Consider the following 16972-nt stretch of genomic DNA (forward strand, 5'->3'; position numbering starts at 1 on the left):
TCGTTAGCTCAGTTGGTAGAGCAGTTGACTTTTAATCAATTGGTCGCAGGTTCGAATCCTGCACGACCCACCAATGTAAAAAAGCGCCCTAAAGGCGCTTTTTTGCTATCTGCGATTTGAAAAATCCGTGCCCTCTTCTTGCCGGATGGCAGCTGCGCCTTATCCGGCCTACAACTATCTGCGATTTGAAAGATTTGTGCTCTCTTCTTGCCGGATGACGGCTGCGCCTTATCCGGCCTACAACAGCTCTCCGCAACCGGTTTTCCGAGGCCTGCTAAGCGCAGCGCCAGCAGGCGGTTTGCCGGGCAAAGGCTTGCGGCTGACACATCCTCACACGCTTCTTATTGAAGTCCGGCATGATTGAGCCGATAACTCTCTTTTAAGGCAAAAAAGGAGTTTTCAATGACCACCATTTCGGCAGCAACACCCTCTGTTCAGGGCGGTGGCACCAGCGGTACCTCTTCCGCCGGTAGCGATACCGCATCACAAATCAGCCGCGTGACGCAGCAGATCGCCAAACTTACTCAGCAGTTGAAAGATATTCCTAACGGCGAAGGCACGACTGAAGAGAAAAAGAAACAGCAAGAGCAGATTCAGCAACAGATCCAGCTACTGCAGGCTCAGCTTCAACAGTTAATGCGCAAGCAGGCTGAAGAGGCGGAGCAGAAACAGACGCAAAACCATCCGAAAACCGCGACGCAGAGCAAAATTGAAGGCGTGAACACCCCTTCAGTCGATCACCAGGTCGATATCTACATCTGAGTAAAGAGCGGATCGCTCTCCCGGGCCCGGTTTAAACACCGGGCCTCTTCCCGTACGACATCCCATAACGCCTGCGCCGCGCCGGAAAGCGATCGGTTTTTACGTCGTACCAGCATAATTTTTCTCTGCATGTCCGGCACCAGCCGTTTCACCATCAGCTGACTCCCCTGCGGCAATGGCAGCGCCAGCGCAGGCAGAATACTGATGCCAATCCCCGCTTCCACCATCGGGAAGAGCGTCGCCGGATGACCAATCTCCTGCACGATTTTCGCCCGTACCGCAAAGTGGTAGAGCGCCGCATCGATCAGCGGACGGCTGCCGGAGGCGTAATCCTGCACCACCAGCCGGGCACCATCCAGCGCCGACCACGGCACGGCGTCAAGCGGCGCCCAGGAGTGATCGTTGCGGCACAGCAGGAAAAAGGGCTCGGCGAGGATCTCCTCGATCTCCAGGTCGCTTGCCGGGCCGGGATCGATCACAATGCCGAAATCGACTTCGCCCTGGCGAATGCTCTCCAGCACCCACTGCTGCGGGCGGTCATGCAGCACAAAATCGATCTCCGGGTAGCGCTGATTGCTGCTGGCGATACAGTGTGGGATAAGATGCGCGGAGATAGTCTGGCTGGCGGCGACGCGCACCGTTCCGGTTAACTGCTGCCCAACCCTCCCCGCTTCGCGCAGCGTGCTGCTAAGCTCATCTAACAGCCGCTCCAGCCGACCAGCCAGCTGTTGACCCGCTTCGGTCAGCACCACTTCGCGGGTGGTGCGATCCAGCAGCTTGACGCCGGTTTGCCGCTCCAGCTCTTTTACGCTGTGGCTAACCGCCGACTGGCTGAGGCCAATCATCTCCCCGGCGCGGCTGAAACTCTTCGCCTGGGCGACGGTGACAAAGACACGTAATTGTCGGAGTGAATAATTCATCTGATAAATTCATGAATGGATGCAATAAATCAATTTTATTTCTCAAAGCAGACAAAGCACAATAGCGCTATCGACTTTCAGGAGTGCACATGAAACTTTTTCGTATCCTCGATCCCTTTACCCTGACGCTGGTGTGCGTCGTCCTGCTGGCCTCTTTCTTCCCGGCACGCGGTGGTTTTGTCCCCTTTTTCGAAGGGCTGACCACCGCCGCGATTGCGCTGCTCTTTTTTATGCACGGCGCAAAACTTTCCCGTGAAGCGATTATTGCTGGCGGCAGCCACTGGCGTTTACACCTGTGGGTGATGTGCAGCACCTTTGTGCTCTTCCCGGCGCTCGGCGTGCTGTTTGTCTGGTGGTCGCCGATCAATATCAGCCAGGAGCTCTACACCGGTTTTCTCTATCTCTGCATTCTGCCCGCCACGGTGCAGTCGGCCATCGCTTTTACCTCACTGGCGGGCGGTAACGTCGCGGCGGCCGTCTGCTCAGCGTCGGCCTCCAGCCTGCTGGGGATCTTCCTCTCGCCGCTGTTAGTTGGCCTGCTGATGAACCTCCATGGTGCGCAGGGCAGCCTTGAGCAGGTCGGCAAAATCATGTTGCAACTGCTACTGCCATTTGTGCTCGGACACCTGTCACGTCCGTGGACCGCGGGATTTGTCACCAAACATAAAAAGTGGATTTCTAAAACCGACCAGACCTCGATTCTGCTGGTGGTTTACTCGGCTTTCAGTGAAGCCGTGGTGAACGGCATCTGGCACAAAGTGGGTCTCGGCTCGCTGATGTTTATCGTGGCGGCGAGCATCGTTCTGCTGGCGATCGTGATTGCGATAAATATTCTGGTGGCGCGCAAATGCGGCTTCAATAAAGCGGATGAGATTACGATCGTCTTCTGCGGATCGAAAAAGAGCCTTGCCAACGGTATACCGATGGCCAATATTCTCTTCCCGACATCGGTGATTGGCATGATGGTGCTGCCGCTGATGATTTTCCACCAGATCCAACTGATGGTGTGCGCCGTGCTGGCCCGCCGTTACAAACGTAAGGCGGAGCAGCACGCGGCGCAGGAAGCGGCGAAAGCTTAAGGCCGCTTGAGGGGCTGCACCAGATGGCTCAGCCCCTCGGTTTTGATCACTAAGGTAATTTGCATTAGCTCGCCAAGCCGCCCGGCGGGAAACTGCTCCTTACGGGCGAACCAGAGCAGATACTCCTCCGGCAGATCAATCAGACGACGCCCCTGGTATTTGCCAAAGGGCATCACCATATTGGCGATCTCAATCAGCTGCTCCTTCTCCATTCAGGCTCCCAGCAGGCGAATCATTTCATCTTCATCGATAACCGGAATGCCCAGCTCCTGCGCTTTCGCCAGCTTCGAGCCAGCGGCTTCACCAGCAATTACCAGATCGGTCTTCTTCGATACGCTGCCGGCCACTTTCGCCCCCAGCGCCGTTAAGCGCTCTTTGGCCTCGTCGCGCGAAAGCTGGCTCAGGCTGCCAGTGAGCACCACGGTTTTACCGGCAAACGGGCTGTCGATCTCCTCGGCATTGACCACCAGCGGCGCGGGCCAGTGGATGCCCACCTCCTCGGTCAGCTGACGAATCACGTCGCGGTTGCTCTCTTCACTGAAGAAGTTATGCACGTGTTTTGCCACCACCACGCCGACATCGGGCACTTTTTGCAGCTCGTCAACAGAGGCCGCCATCAATGCCTCCAGCGTGCCGAAGTAAGCCGCCAGCCCTGCCGCCGTCGCTTCGCCCACTTCGCGAATGCCGAGCGCATAGAGGAAACGGGCAAAAGTGGTCTCTTTCGCTTTCTCCAGCGCGTTGACGACGTTTTGTGCCGACTTTGGCCCCATCCGATCGAGGCCAGTCAGTTTTCCGGCGCTCAGGCGGAAGAGATCCGCAGGGGTGTGGACATACTCTTTCTCAACCAGCTGGTCGATAATCTTATCGCCCATGCCATCAACATCCATCGCGCGGCGCGATACGAAATGCTTAAGCGACTCTTTGCGCTGCGCCCCGCAGATCAGGCCGCCGGTACAGCGGGCAACCGCCTCACCTTCAACCCGCTCAACATCGGAGCCGCAGACCGGGCAGTGCGCCGGGAAGGTCACTTCGCGCGTCTCTTCCGGGCGTTCGGAAAGCACCACATTCACCACCTGCGGGATCACATCCCCGGCGCGGCGAATCACCACTTTGTCACCGATACGCAGCCCAAGTCTTTCAATCTCATCGGCGTTATGCAGGGTAGCATTGCTCACCAGCACCCCGGCAACGTGCACCGGTTCAAGGCGCGCGACGGGAGTGATCGCCCCGGTGCGCCCCACCTGGAACTCGACATCGCGCACGAACGTCAGCTGCTCCTGAGCCGGGAATTTAAACGCCACCGCCCAGCGCGGCGCACGCGCCACAAAGCCGAGCTGCGCCTGCAGATCGAGCGAGTCGACCTTGATCACCACACCGTCGATATCAAACCCCAGCGTCGGGCGGTCCTCTTCCACTTTATGATAGAAAGCCAGCACCTCTTCCGGCGTGCCGCACAGGCGAATACGATCGCTGACCGGCAGCCCCCACGCTTTAAACTGCTGCAAACGCGCCAGGTGGCTAGCAGGCAACTCGCCGCCTTCCAGGATACCAATGCCGTAGCAGAAGAAGGTGAGCGGACGCTTCGCAGTGATACGCGGATCGAGCTGGCGCAGCGAACCGGCGGCGGCGTTACGCGGGTTGGCGAACACTTTTCCGCCGGTGCGACGCGCCTCTTCATTGATCTTTTCAAAGCCCGATTGCGGCAGGAAAACTTCACCCCGCACTTCCAGGCGCGCCGGAATGTTCTCCCCGCGCAGTTTCAGCGGAATGGCGCGGATGGTGCGCACATTGGAGGTGATATCCTCCCCGGTAGTGCCATCGCCGCGCGTGGCAGCGCGCATCAGCACGCCGTTTTCATACAGCAAGCTGACCGCCAGGCCGTCGAGCTTCAGCTCGCAGCAGTAAATCAGCGCATCGCTGCTCTTTAAGCGATCCTGTACGCGCTTATTGAATGCCAGAAAGCTCTCTTCGTCGAAGACGTTATCGAGCGACAGCATCGGCACTTCGTGGCGCACCTGCGTGAAGGCAGTCAGCGGTGCGGCACCGACACGCTGAGTGGGCGAATCCGGCGTAATCAGCTCAGGATGCTGCGCTTCCAGCTCGCGCAGCTCGCGCATCAGGCGATCGTACTCGGCATCCGGGATCTCCGGCGCGTCCATAACGTGATAGAGATGTTCATGATGGCGAAGGGTAGTTCGCAGCTCTGTCAGTTGTTGTTCAATTGATTCCATATCGCACCATCAATGTAAAAAACCCCCGACGGGCGGGGGTTCTGGAAGGAAATGTGTCGTGACGCGCCGTTACGCGTTTGCGTCTTTAACTTCGCGTATACGCGCCTGGTATTCACGTAGCTTCTGCGGCGTCATCATCCGACGCTGGTCATCGAGCACCACACCGCCAACTTCATCGGCGATATGCTGTGCCGACTGCAGCATCAGCTTGAAGTTCTGCAACTCGTCACCGTAAGACGGCACCTGCATAAAGATAGTCACCCCAGGGGTAGCCATCTCGCCCATGGTTTCCACATCAAATGTGCCTGGGTTGACCATATTGGCCAGGCTGAAGAGCGCCGGGCCGCTGCCGTCCGGGCTGAGATGACGATGGAAAATATTCATATCGCCAAATTTGAAGCCGGCCTGCAGGATGCTGTTAAGCAGTACTTCGCCATTGAGCGCCGCGCCGTGATGGGCCGCAACGTTCATAATAATCACCGTCTCTTTGCGCTGCGGTTTTTCTACCGGCGCTTCCACAACCGGCTCCGGCTCTGGCTGCGGCGCAGGCTCGTGAACCTGAGGCTGCATCTGCGGCTGCTGTGGCGAAGGTGGCTGTGGCGATGGCTGATGATGCGCCGGCTGTTGCGGGAAGTGCTGCGGCGCCATCTGCGGCTGAGCAGGCGCGGCCGGCTGGGCGACAGGCTGCGGCTCGGCTGCGCGCGGCTCGACCACGGGGCGCTCCGGCTGCTGCGGCTGCGAATAGGGTTGCGGCGCGTGGTGCGCGGGCTCACTCTGCTGAACCGGCGGTGCCGACGGACGTGGCTGAGCCGACGCGTAAGGCGGCTGGTATTGATGCTGCGCGGCGTGACGCGGAGTTTCCTGTTCTACGCTGGCCTTCGGGGCGCTGTGGGTTTTATGCACCCGAACTTCACCAACACCTTCGTCCTCTTCGACGTCCTCGTCGTCAAACTCGTCGTCGTCACGTCGCGATTTCATACGTTTTAGTGGGCGATCGCGGAACATAGAAGAGCGTTCTTTGCGACTGGTCCAGAAACCATGAACCAGTAAAGCAATTATGGCGATCGCGCCAACAATGATTAATATCAGACGCAAATCCTGCATCATTATATTCTCTGTTGTTCTAACACCTTGCCACCACGGCAAACATTTACTCACTAAGAGTATTTGCGCATTAGGCCAAGTGCAAGTGGATGGGAAGCATTCACCGCATAAAGATGAATTAAATCGTACTTTTTGCTCTTTTTTCGAACATTTCCGAACAGGTTTCCCCCGTCCGGTGAATATTATAAGCTTCGGTTTTTTCGCATGAGTTTAACAGGAGTCCAGCCAAATCATGGTTTCATCATCGCTTGGCGCTGCGCGCAGCGGTCTTTATTACTTTTCACAAGGCTGGAAACTGGTCACGCTGCCGGGCATTCGCCGCTTCGTGATCATGCCTCTGCTGGTCAATATCCTGCTGATGGGGGGCGCGTTCTGGTGGCTCTTTACCCGTCTCGACAGCTGGATCCCTTCACTTATGAGCCACGTTCCGGAGTGGCTGCAGTGGCTTAGCTATCTATTATGGCCGATTATCGTTGTCTCCATCCTGCTGGTGTTTGGTTACTTCTTCTCCACCCTCGCCAACTGGATTGCTGCGCCCTTTAATGGCCTGCTGGCTGAGCAGCTTGAGGCAAGATTAACGGGCGCGACGCCGCCGGATGTCGGCGTGTTCGGGCTGATGAAAGACCTGCCCCGCATTATGAAGCGCGAGTGGCAGAAGCTCGCCTGGTACCTGCCGCGCGCCGCCATTCTCCTCATTCTCTATTTTATTCCCGGTGTCGGGCAGACCGTCGCTCCGGTGCTCTGGTTCCTGTTTAGCGCCTGGATGCTGGCGATCCAGTATTGCGACTACCCGTTCGATAACCATAAAGTGCCGTTTAGCACCATGCGCTCCGCGTTGCGCGAACGCAAAGTAACCAATATGCAGTTTGGTGCGCTTACCAGCCTGTTCACCATGGTGCCGGTGCTCAATCTGGTGGTGATGCCTGTCGCGGTCTGCGGCGCAACGGCCATGTGGGTCGACTGTTACCGCAATAAGCTCGCCAGCTGGCGCTGAGGAACTATTCCTTTTCTTATTCCATACTGATAACCATTATTTCGTCGCAGCATATAGATATGCGAAATCCTTACTTCCGCATCATCGGTAAGTGCGTATGCTGGGTCGGTTCCCAAATTTCATACAGTTAAGGACGGGCTATGAGTAAGATTTATGAAGACAACTCGCTGACCATTGGTCATACGCCGCTGGTTCGACTGAACCGCATCGGTAACGGACGCATTCTGGCGAAGGTCGAGTCGCGCAACCCGAGCTTCAGCATAAAATGCCGTATCGGTGCCAATATGATTTGGGATGCCGAAAAACGTGGTGTGCTGAAACCCGGTGTCGAACTGGTCGAACCGACAAGCGGCAACACCGGTATCGCGCTGGCCTATGTTGCCGCAGCGCGCGGTTATAAGCTGACGCTGACCATGCCGGAAACCATGAGCATTGAGCGCCGTAAGCTGCTGAAAGCGCTTGGCGCAAACCTGGTGCTGACCGAAGGCGCCAAAGGGATGAAAGGTGCGATTCAGAAAGCGGAAGAGATTGTCGCCAGCGATCCGGCGAAGTTCCTGCTGCTTCAGCAATTCAGCAACCCGGCCAACCCGGAGATCCACGAAAAGACTACCGGTCCTGAAATTTGGGAAGATACCGACGGCCAGGTGGATGTCTTTATCTCCGGCGTGGGCACGGGTGGTACGCTGACAGGCGTTACCCGCTTCATTAAAAACACCAAGGGCAAAACTGACCTGATTACTGTAGCCGTTGAGCCGACCGACTCGCCGGTAATCTCGCAGGCGCTGGCGGGCGAAGAGCTGAAGCCTGGCCCGCATAAGATTCAGGGTATTGGTGCCGGTTTTATCCCGGGCAACCTCGATCTGAAGCTGATCGATAAGGTCGTGAAGATTACGAACGAAGAGGCGATCAGCACCGCGCGTCGCCTGATGGAAGAGGAAGGCATTCTGGCCGGTATCTCTTCCGGTGCTGCTGTTGCGGCCGCACTCAAGCTTCAGGAAGATGAAGCCTTTACCAATAAAAATATTGTGGTTATCCTCCCCTCTTCCGGTGAACGTTACCTGAGTACCGCGCTGTTTGCCGATCTCTTTACTGAGAAAGAATTGCAGCAGTGATGCCCGATTGTTAAATCAGCGCAAAAAAGCACCCGTTGGGGTGCTTTTTTGTGGCATACATCAAACTTTTGTCCCACCTGGCATTGCCGAAAAGGGGCTGGTCTGGTATTTAACCATCACATTTATTTTGAAGCGCGAAATTAATCGAAGTCAGATTTCGCTTGGCTGAATCGTTTTTATGATTTGGTTCAATTCTGGCTTTGACGGCATAATGTTTAATGACGTAAGAAACGTCAGCGACCATCAGCGACTGCACGAGACCGCGCCTTTCTGGCATCTGAACCTTGGCTCGTTACGCCAGCGCTAACTATACAGGCTAAAGTCCTGCCGCCAGGCTAGACTTTAGTTCCACAACACTAAACCTATAAGTTGGGGAAATACAATGTTCCAGCAAGAAGTTACCATCACAGCTCCGAACGGTCTGCACACTCGCCCTGCTGCTCAGTTTGTTAAAGAAGCAAAAGGCTTCTCTTCTGAAATCACTGTGACCTCCAACGGCAAAAGCGCCAGCGCAAAAAGCCTGTTCAAACTGCAAACTCTGGGCCTGACTCAGGGCACCGTTGTGACTCTGACCGCCGAAGGCGAAGATGAGCAAAAAGCAGTTGAACATCTGGTTAAACTGATGGCGGAACTCGAGTAAGTTTTTCGCGGGTTTCTTTAAAAATCAGTCACAAGTAAAGGTAGGGTTATGATTTCAGGCATTTTAGCATCCCCGGGTATCGCTTTTGGCAAAGCACTTTTGCTGAAAGAAGATGAGATCGTCATCGACCGGAAGAAAGTTTCTGCCGACAAGGTTGATCAGGAAGTTGAGCGTTTCCTGAGCGGTCGTGCCAAGGCATCGGCGCAACTGGAAGCGATCAAAACAAAAGCAGGTGAAACTTTCGGCGAAGAAAAAGAAGCCATCTTCGAAGGCCACATCATGTTGCTGGAAGATGAGGAGCTGGAGCAGGAAATCATAGCCCTGATTAAAGATAAGAGCATGACTGCCGACGCGGCAGCCCATGAAGTTATCGAAGGTCAGGCAACCGCCCTGGAAGAGCTGGACGACGAATACCTGAAAGAGCGTGCGGCTGACGTGCGCGATATCGGTAAACGCCTGCTGCGCAACATTCTGGGTATGCCGATTATCGATCTGAGCGCTATTCAGGATGAAGTTATCCTGGTTGCGGCCGATCTGACTCCGTCCGAAACCGCACAGCTGAACCTGAAAAAAGTGCTCGGCTTTATCACCGACATTGGCGGTCGTACCTCCCACACCTCGATCATGGCGCGCTCCCTTGAGCTGCCGGCGATTGTAGGTACCGGTAGCATCACCAGCCAGGTGAAAAACGGCGACTATCTGATCCTCGATGCGGTAAACAACAAAGTTTACGTTAACCCGAGTGATGACGAGATCGACGCACTGCGCGCAGCGCAGGCGCAGGTTGCAGAAGAGAAAGCTGAACTGGCGAAGCTGAAAGATCTGCCGGCGATCACCCTTGATGGTCATCAGGTTGAAGTGTGTGCCAACATCGGTACCGTTCGCGATGTCGCAGGCGCGGAGCGCAACGGCGCTGAAGGCGTTGGCCTCTACCGTACCGAATTCCTGTTTATGGATCGCGACGCGCTGCCGACAGAAGAAGAGCAGTTCGACGCCTACAAAGCGGTAGCGGAAGCGTGTGGCTCCCAGGCCGTGATTGTTCGTACCATGGACATCGGCGGCGACAAAGAGCTGCCGTACATGAACTTCCCGAAAGAAGAGAACCCATTCCTGGGCTGGCGCGCTGTGCGTATCGCTATGGATCGCAAAGAGATCCTGCGCGATCAGGTTCGCGCTATCCTGCGTGCCTCTGCTTTCGGCAAACTGCGCATTATGTTCCCGATGATCATCTCTGTTGAAGAAGTGCGTGCGCTGAAGAAAGAGATTGAGATCTACAAACAGGAACTGCGCGACGAAGGCAAAGCTTTCGACGAATCCATCGAAATCGGCGTGATGGTAGAAACCCCTGCTGCCGCGACGATTGCGCGCCATCTGGCGAAAGAAGTGGACTTCTTTAGTATCGGCACCAATGATTTAACGCAGTACACCCTGGCAGTTGACCGCGGTAATGATATGATTTCACATCTTTACCAGCCGATGTCGCCGTCCGTACTCAATCTGATCAAGCAAGTTATTGATGCTTCTCATGCTGAAGGTAAATGGACCGGCATGTGTGGTGAGCTTGCTGGCGACGAACGTGCTACACTTCTGTTGCTGGGGATGGGTCTGGATGAATTCAGTATGAGTGCCATTTCTATCCCGCGCATTAAGAAGATTATTCGTAACACGAACTTCGAAGATGCGAAGGTGTTAGCAGAGCAGGCTCTTGCTCAACCGACAACGGACGAGTTAATGACGCTGGTTAACAAGTTCATTGAAGAAAAAACAATCTGCTAATCCACGAGATGCGGCCCAAATTACTGCTTAGGAGAAGATCATGGGTTTGTTCGATAAACTGAAATCTCTGGTTTCTGATGATAAGAAAGAGACCGGTGCCATTGAGATCATTGCCCCGCTGTCTGGCGAAATCGTTAACATTGAAGATGTACCGGATGTGGTGTTTGCTGAAAAAATCGTTGGTGATGGCATTGCTATCAAACCGACCGGCAACAAAATGGTCGCACCGGTTGACGGGACTATCGGCAAAATCTTTGAAACCAACCATGCCTTCTCTATCGAATCTGATAGCGGCATCGAACTCTTCGTTCACTTCGGTATTGATACCGTTGAACTGAAAGGTGAAGGTTTCAAACGCATCGCGGAAGAAGGTCAGCGCGTTAAAGTTGGCGACCCGGTTATTGAGTTCGACCTGCCGCTGCTGGAAGAGAAAGCAAAATCCACGCTGACGCCGGTTGTTATCTCTAACATGGATGAGATCAAAGAGCTGATCAAACTCTCTGGTAGCGTAACCGTGGGTGAAACGCCGGTGATTCGCATCAAGAAGTAAGCGATCTGACGTCTAAAAAAATGGCACCGTAAGGTGCCATTTTTGTTTTAGCGCGGCGGTAAAATCAGCTCGTCATACCCCTTTTCAAGGGTATAACCCATCACTTCCACGACCCGCTCACCTGCAGCCTGCACCGCCATATCCAGCGCTTTACCCTGAATAATGCTGCTCACCAGTTCGGAGCAGAAGAGATCGCCTGTCCCTTTCAGATCCGTCGCCACACGCGGGTAGCTACTGATATTGACACCTTCGGCTGAGACCACCACCACATGTATCTGCCCATCGTTGCGGTCCACCGGCGCGCTGGTGATCGCCACCCAGCGTAATGACGGGGAGAGCAGCCCCTGCGCCGCGGCAATTGCGCTCTGCAGATCCCGGCACGGTTTGCCGCTCAGCACTTCCAGTTCGAACACATTCGGCGTGATCCCCTGAGCCAGCGGCAGCAACACCTCGCGGTAAGCCTCAGGTATTTCAGGTTTCACATAGATGCCACTGTCGATATCGCCAATCACCGGATCGACCAGAATCAACAGCTGCGGGTGTTTCTCCCGCAGCGTCGTCAGCCACTTCGCCAGCAGCTTGATCTGGCTGGCGCTGCCCATGTAGCCGGTTGTCACGGCCTTCACGCTGCGCAGTACGTCGCGCTCTTCCAGTGCCTGCAAATAGCCGCTGAACCACTCATCGGGAATAACACCGCCATAAAAGGTGTCGTAATGCGGGGTATTGCTGAACAGCACCGTGGGGACAGCCAGTACGTTAAGCTGGTGTTGCCGAATATTGGGTACGGCAATGCTGTTGCCTACGCTACCGTAAACCACCTGCGACTGAACCGCGACGATATCGGCCTGCTGCGCCCGGGTTTTATCCCTGAACAGGATCATCTCCATTTTGCCTCCTTGACGGGTTAAATCCCCGCGCCCTGCGAATAACTCTCTTCACCAAACACGCCGGTCGACAGATAGCGATCGCCGCGATCGCAAATGATGGCGACAACCACCGCGCCCGGGTTCGCTTTCGCCACCCGAATCGCGCCGGCGACCGCGCCGCCAGAGCTGACGCCGCAGAAGATGCCCTCATTGACCGCCAGCGCGCGCATGGTATTTTCCGCCTCGCGCTGTTGGATATCCAGCACCTCATCCACCAAATCGGCGTTAAAAATGCCCGGCATATAGTCGGCAGGCCAGCGGCGGATACCGGGGATGCTGCTCCCCTCTTCCGGCTGGAGGCCAACAATCGTCACTTTTTTCGCCTGTTCACGCAGGAAACGTGAAACGCCGGTGATGGTGCCGGTGGTGCCCATGCTGGAGACAAAGTGGCTGATACGCCCCTGCGTCTGCTGCCAGATTTCCGGGCCGGTGGTGGTGTAATGGGCGTAGGGGTTATCGGGATTGTTGAATTGGTCGAGCAGTTTGCCGTCGCCGCGCGCGGCCATCTCAAGGGCCAGATCGCGCGCCCCCTCCATCCCCTGCTCTTTGCTGACCAGAATCAGCTCGGCGCCATAAGCACGCATCGCCGCGCGGCGCTCCTGGCTCATGTTGTCGGGCATCAGCAGCTTCATGCGATAGCCCTTCAGCGCCGCAATCATTGCCAGCGCAATGCCGGTGTTGCCACTGGTCGCTTCAATCAGCACATCGCCAGGTTTGATTTCACCGCGCCGTTCGGCCTGCACAATCATTGAGAGCGCAGCGCGGTCTTTTACCGAACCGGCAGGATTGTTACCTTCGAGCTTGACCCAAATTTCACTGCCATTAGCCGGGGTCAGGCGCTGTAATTTGACCAGCGGCGTATTGCCGATAGTCTCTTCTAATGTGTTCACGATCGCTGTCCAATAAAAAACCCGGTCCGCATCACGCATACCGGGCTTGTCGGCCGGATAAGCAACGCGCTACCCGGCAAAAACCACGTTTCCTTAAGCTATCAGGCTGACTGAGCCAGAGCAAGCTCCGCGCCGGGCTCAATACGCTCATCGCCGTTATAGAGCCGCGCGTTCTGCAAGCCCACGAACAGCCGCTCGCCGCGCTGTGGCGGATGCGCATCGCGCATCACCACCGTTAACGGATCGGGGTTCCAGCCGAGCGGCTGCACCACCAGTTGCGTGTAGTGCCCTTTCGGGCTGGCTTCCAGCACCTGCACCGGCAGCGGCGAATCAAGGCTGGTGCGGCGGCTGACATCCACCTCCCACGGGCGCAGGAAGAGGTCGACATCGCCCTGGTAAACCGGCGTATGACCAAGCGGCCAGTGATGAGCGCCGACGTGGAACTGCCCGCCGCGAATCACCCCTTTCAGGCGGTTCACCTCACCCATAAATTCCAGTACAAAACGGGTCGCCGGTTCGCGCCACACCTGATCCGGCGCATCCGCCTGCTCAATATTCCCCTGGCTCATCACCACCACGCGATCGGCGACTTCCGTCGCCTCTTCCTGATCGTGGGTCACGAAGACGCTGGTGAATTTCAGCTCTTCATGCAGCTGACGCAGCCAGCGGCGAAGCTCTTTACGTACCTGCGCATCCAGCGCGCCGAAGGGTTCATCAAGCAGCAGAATTTGGGGTTCAACCGCCAGCGCACGCGCCAGTGCCACACGCTGCTTCTGCCCGCCAGAAAGCTGGGCCGGGTAGCGATCCGCCAGATGCGCCAGCTGCACCATCTCCAGCAGTTTGGTCACTTTCGCTTTGATCGCAGCAGCATTCGGCCGCTCGCGGCGCGGCAGCACCGTCAAACCAAAGGCGATATTGTCGAATACCGACATATGCCGGAACAGTGCATAGTGCTGAAACACGAAGCCGACGCGGCGCTCACGCGCATGCAGGCGGCTGACATCGGTGCCGTGAAAACGGATGCGGCCGCTGCTCTGGTGCTCAAGCCCGGCGATGATGCGCAGCAGCGTCGTTTTACCGGAGCCAGAGGGACCCAGCAGCGCCACCATCTGCCCGGACGGGATATCCAGAGAGATATCATTCAGCACCTGGGTGCGACCAAACGACTTCTTAATATTCGCAATCTCAATGCTCATGATTTCCCTCCTCGTGCAGGCGTTTTTGCTGATTGTTCAGACGCCACTGCACCGCACTCTTCAAAAAGAGTGTCAAAATCGCCATTAGGGTCAGCAGGGCCGCGGCGGTAAAAGCACCGACGGTATTGTAATCCTGCTCCAGTAACTCAATTTGCAGCGGCAGTGACAGGGTTTCGCCGCGAATCGATCCCGATACCACCGACACCGCGCCGAACTCGCCAATCGCTCGCGCGTTGGTCAACACCACACCGTAGAGCAGCGCCCAGCGGATATTAGGCAGCGTGACGCGGCGGAACATTTGCCAGCCGGAGGCGCCGAGCAGGATCGCGGCTTCATCCTCCTGGCTCCCCTGGCTGAGCATCACCGGTACCAGCTCGCGCACCACGAATGGGCAGGTGACAAATACGGTAACCAGCACCATGCCGGGCCATGAGAACATAATTTGCAGATTGTGTTCATCCAGCCAGCCACCAAGCGGGCCGTTGGTACCATAAAAGAGCAGATAGATAAGACCGGCAACCACCGGCGACACCGCAAACGGAATATCGAGCAGGGTCAGCAGTAACTGGCGGCCGGGGAAGTTAAAGCGCGTCACCAGCCAGGCGAGCAGCGTGCCGAACACCAGGTTGACGGGCACCGAGATAAGCGCAATCAGCACCGTCAGCCAGATGGCGTGCAGCATGTCAGCATCGGCAAGGTTTTGCAGCACCGGTGCCAGCCCTTTACTGAAGGCCTGCACGAAGATATAGATCATCGGCACCAGCAGAATAAAGGCTGAAAGCAAAATACCGGTGCCAATCAAGAACCATTTCCCCCAGTTCACCCGGGGCTTGTCATAGCGTTTCAATGCACTTATTTCCGCCATTAGTGACCTACCACACGCTGTCCAAAGCGACTTTGCAGGGTGTTGATAGAGAAGAGCAGCAGCAGCGAAGCTGCGAGGATCACCGAGGCAATTGCGCTCGCCGCCGGGTAGTCAAACTCCTGCAGACGTACGAAGATCATCAGCGAGGTCACTTCCGTCTTCCAGGCGATATTCCCGGCGATAAAAATCACTGCGCCAAACTCACCGAGGCTGCGGGTAAAGGAGAGCGCAACGCCTGCCATCAGTGCGGGCGACAGCTCCGGCAGCACCACTTTACGAAAGCTCTGCCAGCGCGTGGCACCAAGGGTTTCCGCCGCCTCTTCATACTCCGGGCCAAGCTCTTCCAGCACCGGCTGCACCGTGCGCACCACAAACGGGATGCTGGTAAAGGCCATCGCCACCGCAATCCCGAGCCAGGTGTAGGTCACTTTAATGTCCAGCGCCGCCAGCCACTCGCCGTAAAAGCCGTTAACGGAGAAGAGCGACGCCAGCGTTAAGCCCGCCACCGCCGTCGGCAGGGCAAACGGCAGATCCATCAATGCATCAAGCAGCGTGCGTCCCGGAAAGCGGTAGCGGGTAAGGATCCACGCCATCAGCATGCCAAAGACACCGTTGAAGATTGAGGCGACGAACGCCGCCAGCAGCGTCACTTTATAGGCGGCGACCACCTGCGGGTTGGTAACCACTTCCCAGTACTGTTCCCAGCTCATCTGCGACAGCTGCATCACCAGCGCGCTTAAGGGTAATAACAGAATCAGACAGACAAAAAAGAGGCTGCTGCCGAGGCTTAAACCAAAGCCCGGCAGCACGCGTTTCGATCCAGACAACATCACTTACGCCCCGCCGCCAGCAACTTATCCAGCTCGCCGCCACTGGCGAAATGGGTTTTCATCACTTCCGGCCAGGAGCCAAACTTATCCTCCACGCGGAACAGCGCAGTCTGCGGGAATTTATCCCCCAGCTTTTTCATCACTTCCGGGTTGTTCACGCGGTAGTAATAATCGGTGATGATGGTCTGCGCCTGCGGCGTGTAGAGCCAGTTGAGATAAGCTTTCGCCGCCTTCTCCGTGCCATTGGCTTTCACGTTCTTATCCACCCATGCCACCGGGAACTCGGCAAGGATATTGACCTTCGGCACCACCACTTCAAAGCCCTGCGCTTCATACTGTTTGCGGATGTTGTTCACTTCCGACTCAAAGGTGATCAGCACATCGCCGAGGCCACGCTCAACGAAGGTGGTGGTTGCACCGCGACCGCCGGTGTCAAACACCTCAACGTTTTTCAGAAACTGAGTCATAAACTGGGTGGTTTTGGCTTTATCACCGCCGTCAGCCTGATCGGCTGCGCCCCAGGCCGCCAGATAGGTATAGCGGGCGTTGCCGGAGGTTTTTGGATTCGGGAAGATCAGCTTCACGTCAGAACGCACAAGATCGTTCCAGTCGTGAATATTCTTCGGGTTGCCCTTACGCACAAGGAACGCCATTGTCGAGTAGAACGGCGAGCTGTTGTTCGGTAAGCGGCTCTGCCAGTCGGCGGGGATCAGCTTGCCCTTATCGTGCAGGATCTGCACATCCGTCACCTGGTTGTAGGTGACCACGTCGGCCTTCAGCCCCTGCAAAATCGCCAGCGCCTGTTTCGACGAACCGGCATGGGATTGCTTGATGGTCAGCTTGTCGCCGCCATTCTCTTGCGCCCACTGCTGCTCAAAAGGCGGGTTCAGCGCCGCAAACAGCTCGCGCGAGACATCATACGAGCTGTTGAGCAGTTCCGTTGCCTGTGCCTGCGCGCTCAGCAGCGTCAGCGCTGCCAGCGTCAGATATCCTTTTTTCAGTATGTTAACGGCCATTGCGCACCCTTATAAGCTGATCACTCGACGATGTTCAGTTTATTTATAACGGGAGTGAAAGCAGTAACGGTTTTATATACC

At 56.3% G+C, this 16972-nt stretch carries 17 protein-coding genes; 7 read left to right on the forward strand and 10 right to left on the reverse strand.

Going from position 1 to position 16972, the window contains the following annotated elements; genetic code table 11:
- Positions 1-402 precede the first annotated feature (402 nt).
- Positions 403-762, forward strand: a complete 360-nt coding sequence (locus PU683_RS00005) for a FlxA-like family protein (RefSeq protein WP_277169531.1) — start codon at positions 403-405, stop codon at positions 760-762.
- Here the strand turns inward: PU683_RS00005 and PU683_RS00010 are convergent.
- Positions 753-1682 carry a LysR family transcriptional regulator gene (locus PU683_RS00010; protein WP_277169532.1) on the reverse strand — a complete coding sequence of 310 codons (930 nt, stop codon included), beginning with the start codon at positions 1680-1682 and terminating at the stop codon, positions 753-755. The genes PU683_RS00005 and PU683_RS00010 overlap by 10 nt on opposite strands.
- Positions 1683-1771: 89 nt before the next feature.
- Between PU683_RS00010 and PU683_RS00015 the strand changes: the two genes are divergently transcribed.
- A complete protein-coding gene (locus PU683_RS00015) occupies positions 1772-2761 on the forward strand; it encodes a bile acid:sodium symporter family protein (RefSeq protein ID WP_277169533.1) in 990 nt (329 codons plus the stop codon).
- Here PU683_RS00015 and PU683_RS00020 read toward each other — a convergent pair.
- From PU683_RS00020 to zipA, 3 genes are all read right to left on the reverse strand, one after another.
- Positions 2758-2973 carry a DUF3820 family protein gene (locus PU683_RS00020; protein WP_277169534.1) on the reverse strand — a complete coding sequence of 72 codons (216 nt, stop codon included), beginning with the start codon at positions 2971-2973 and terminating at the stop codon, positions 2758-2760. The genes PU683_RS00015 and PU683_RS00020 overlap by 4 nt on opposite strands.
- Positions 2974-4992 carry an NAD-dependent DNA ligase LigA gene (gene ligA / locus PU683_RS00025; RefSeq protein ID WP_277169535.1) on the reverse strand — a complete coding sequence of 673 codons (2019 nt, stop codon included), beginning with the start codon at positions 4990-4992 and terminating at the stop codon, positions 2974-2976.
- Between the two features lie 69 nt (positions 4993-5061).
- Entirely contained in the window at positions 5062-6099 is a 1038-nt protein-coding gene (gene zipA / locus PU683_RS00030) for a cell division protein ZipA (RefSeq protein ID WP_277169536.1), read from the reverse strand.
- Between the two features lie 229 nt (positions 6100-6328).
- Here zipA and cysZ point away from each other — a divergent pair, with 229 nt between their 5' ends.
- From cysZ to crr, 5 genes are all read left to right on the forward strand, one after another.
- A complete protein-coding gene (gene cysZ / locus PU683_RS00035; protein ID WP_277169538.1) occupies positions 6329-7090 on the forward strand; it encodes a sulfate transporter CysZ in 762 nt (253 codons plus the stop codon).
- A 140-nt stretch (positions 7091-7230) separates the two neighbouring features.
- On the forward strand, positions 7231-8202 hold the full coding sequence (gene cysK, locus PU683_RS00040; RefSeq protein WP_277169539.1) for a cysteine synthase A: 972 nt from the start codon (positions 7231-7233) through the stop codon (positions 8200-8202).
- Positions 8203-8584: 382 nt separating this feature from the next.
- On the forward strand, positions 8585-8842 hold the full coding sequence (gene ptsH, locus PU683_RS00045; protein WP_007370907.1) for a phosphocarrier protein Hpr: 258 nt from the start codon (positions 8585-8587) through the stop codon (positions 8840-8842).
- Between the two features lie 48 nt (positions 8843-8890).
- A complete protein-coding gene (gene ptsI / locus PU683_RS00050) occupies positions 8891-10618 on the forward strand; it encodes a phosphoenolpyruvate-protein phosphotransferase PtsI (RefSeq protein WP_277169540.1) in 1728 nt (575 codons plus the stop codon).
- A 40-nt stretch (positions 10619-10658) separates the two neighbouring features.
- Complete coding sequence (crr, locus tag PU683_RS00055) at positions 10659-11168, forward strand: PTS glucose transporter subunit IIA (RefSeq protein WP_023478954.1); 510 nt, start codon at positions 10659-10661, stop codon at positions 11166-11168.
- A 47-nt stretch (positions 11169-11215) separates the two neighbouring features.
- Here crr and pdxK read toward each other — a convergent pair whose 3' ends face one another.
- The 6 genes from pdxK to PU683_RS00085 all read right to left on the reverse strand — a co-directional run bounded on the left by pdxK (position 11216) and on the right by PU683_RS00085 (position 16891).
- Positions 11216-12055: a pyridoxine/pyridoxal/pyridoxamine kinase gene (gene pdxK / locus PU683_RS00060; protein WP_277169541.1), complete on the reverse strand. Its 840-nt coding sequence runs from the start codon at positions 12053-12055 to the stop codon at positions 11216-11218.
- 17 nt (positions 12056-12072) lie between these two features.
- Positions 12073-12984 carry a cysteine synthase CysM gene (gene cysM / locus PU683_RS00065; RefSeq protein ID WP_277169542.1) on the reverse strand — a complete coding sequence of 304 codons (912 nt, stop codon included), beginning with the start codon at positions 12982-12984 and terminating at the stop codon, positions 12073-12075.
- Positions 12985-13085: 101 nt separating this feature from the next.
- The gene (cysA, locus tag PU683_RS00070) at positions 13086-14180 is read right to left on the reverse strand and encodes a sulfate/thiosulfate ABC transporter ATP-binding protein CysA (protein ID WP_277169543.1); all 1095 of its coding nucleotides are present in this window, start codon (positions 14178-14180) and stop codon (positions 13086-13088) included.
- Entirely contained in the window at positions 14170-15045 is an 876-nt protein-coding gene (cysW, locus tag PU683_RS00075) for a sulfate/thiosulfate ABC transporter permease CysW (protein WP_277169544.1), read from the reverse strand. Before cysW ends, cysA begins: the two co-directional genes overlap by 11 nt.
- Positions 15045-15875 carry a sulfate/thiosulfate ABC transporter permease CysT gene (gene cysT / locus PU683_RS00080; RefSeq protein WP_023478964.1) on the reverse strand — a complete coding sequence of 277 codons (831 nt, stop codon included), beginning with the start codon at positions 15873-15875 and terminating at the stop codon, positions 15045-15047. Before cysT ends, cysW begins: the two co-directional genes overlap by 1 nt.
- Positions 15875-16891 (reverse strand): sulfate ABC transporter substrate-binding protein, encoded by a 1017-nt coding sequence (locus PU683_RS00085; RefSeq protein ID WP_277169545.1) that lies wholly within the window; start codon positions 16889-16891, stop codon positions 15875-15877. The genes cysT and PU683_RS00085 overlap by 1 nt, the downstream gene beginning before the upstream one ends.
- Positions 16892-16972: the final 81 nt, after the last annotated feature.

Origin of the sequence: Candidatus Kosakonia sp. 282A-S69 (genome assembly GCF_029433855.1) — a bacterium.
Lineage (GTDB): Bacteria > Pseudomonadota > Gammaproteobacteria > Enterobacterales > Enterobacteriaceae > Kosakonia > Kosakonia cowanii_A.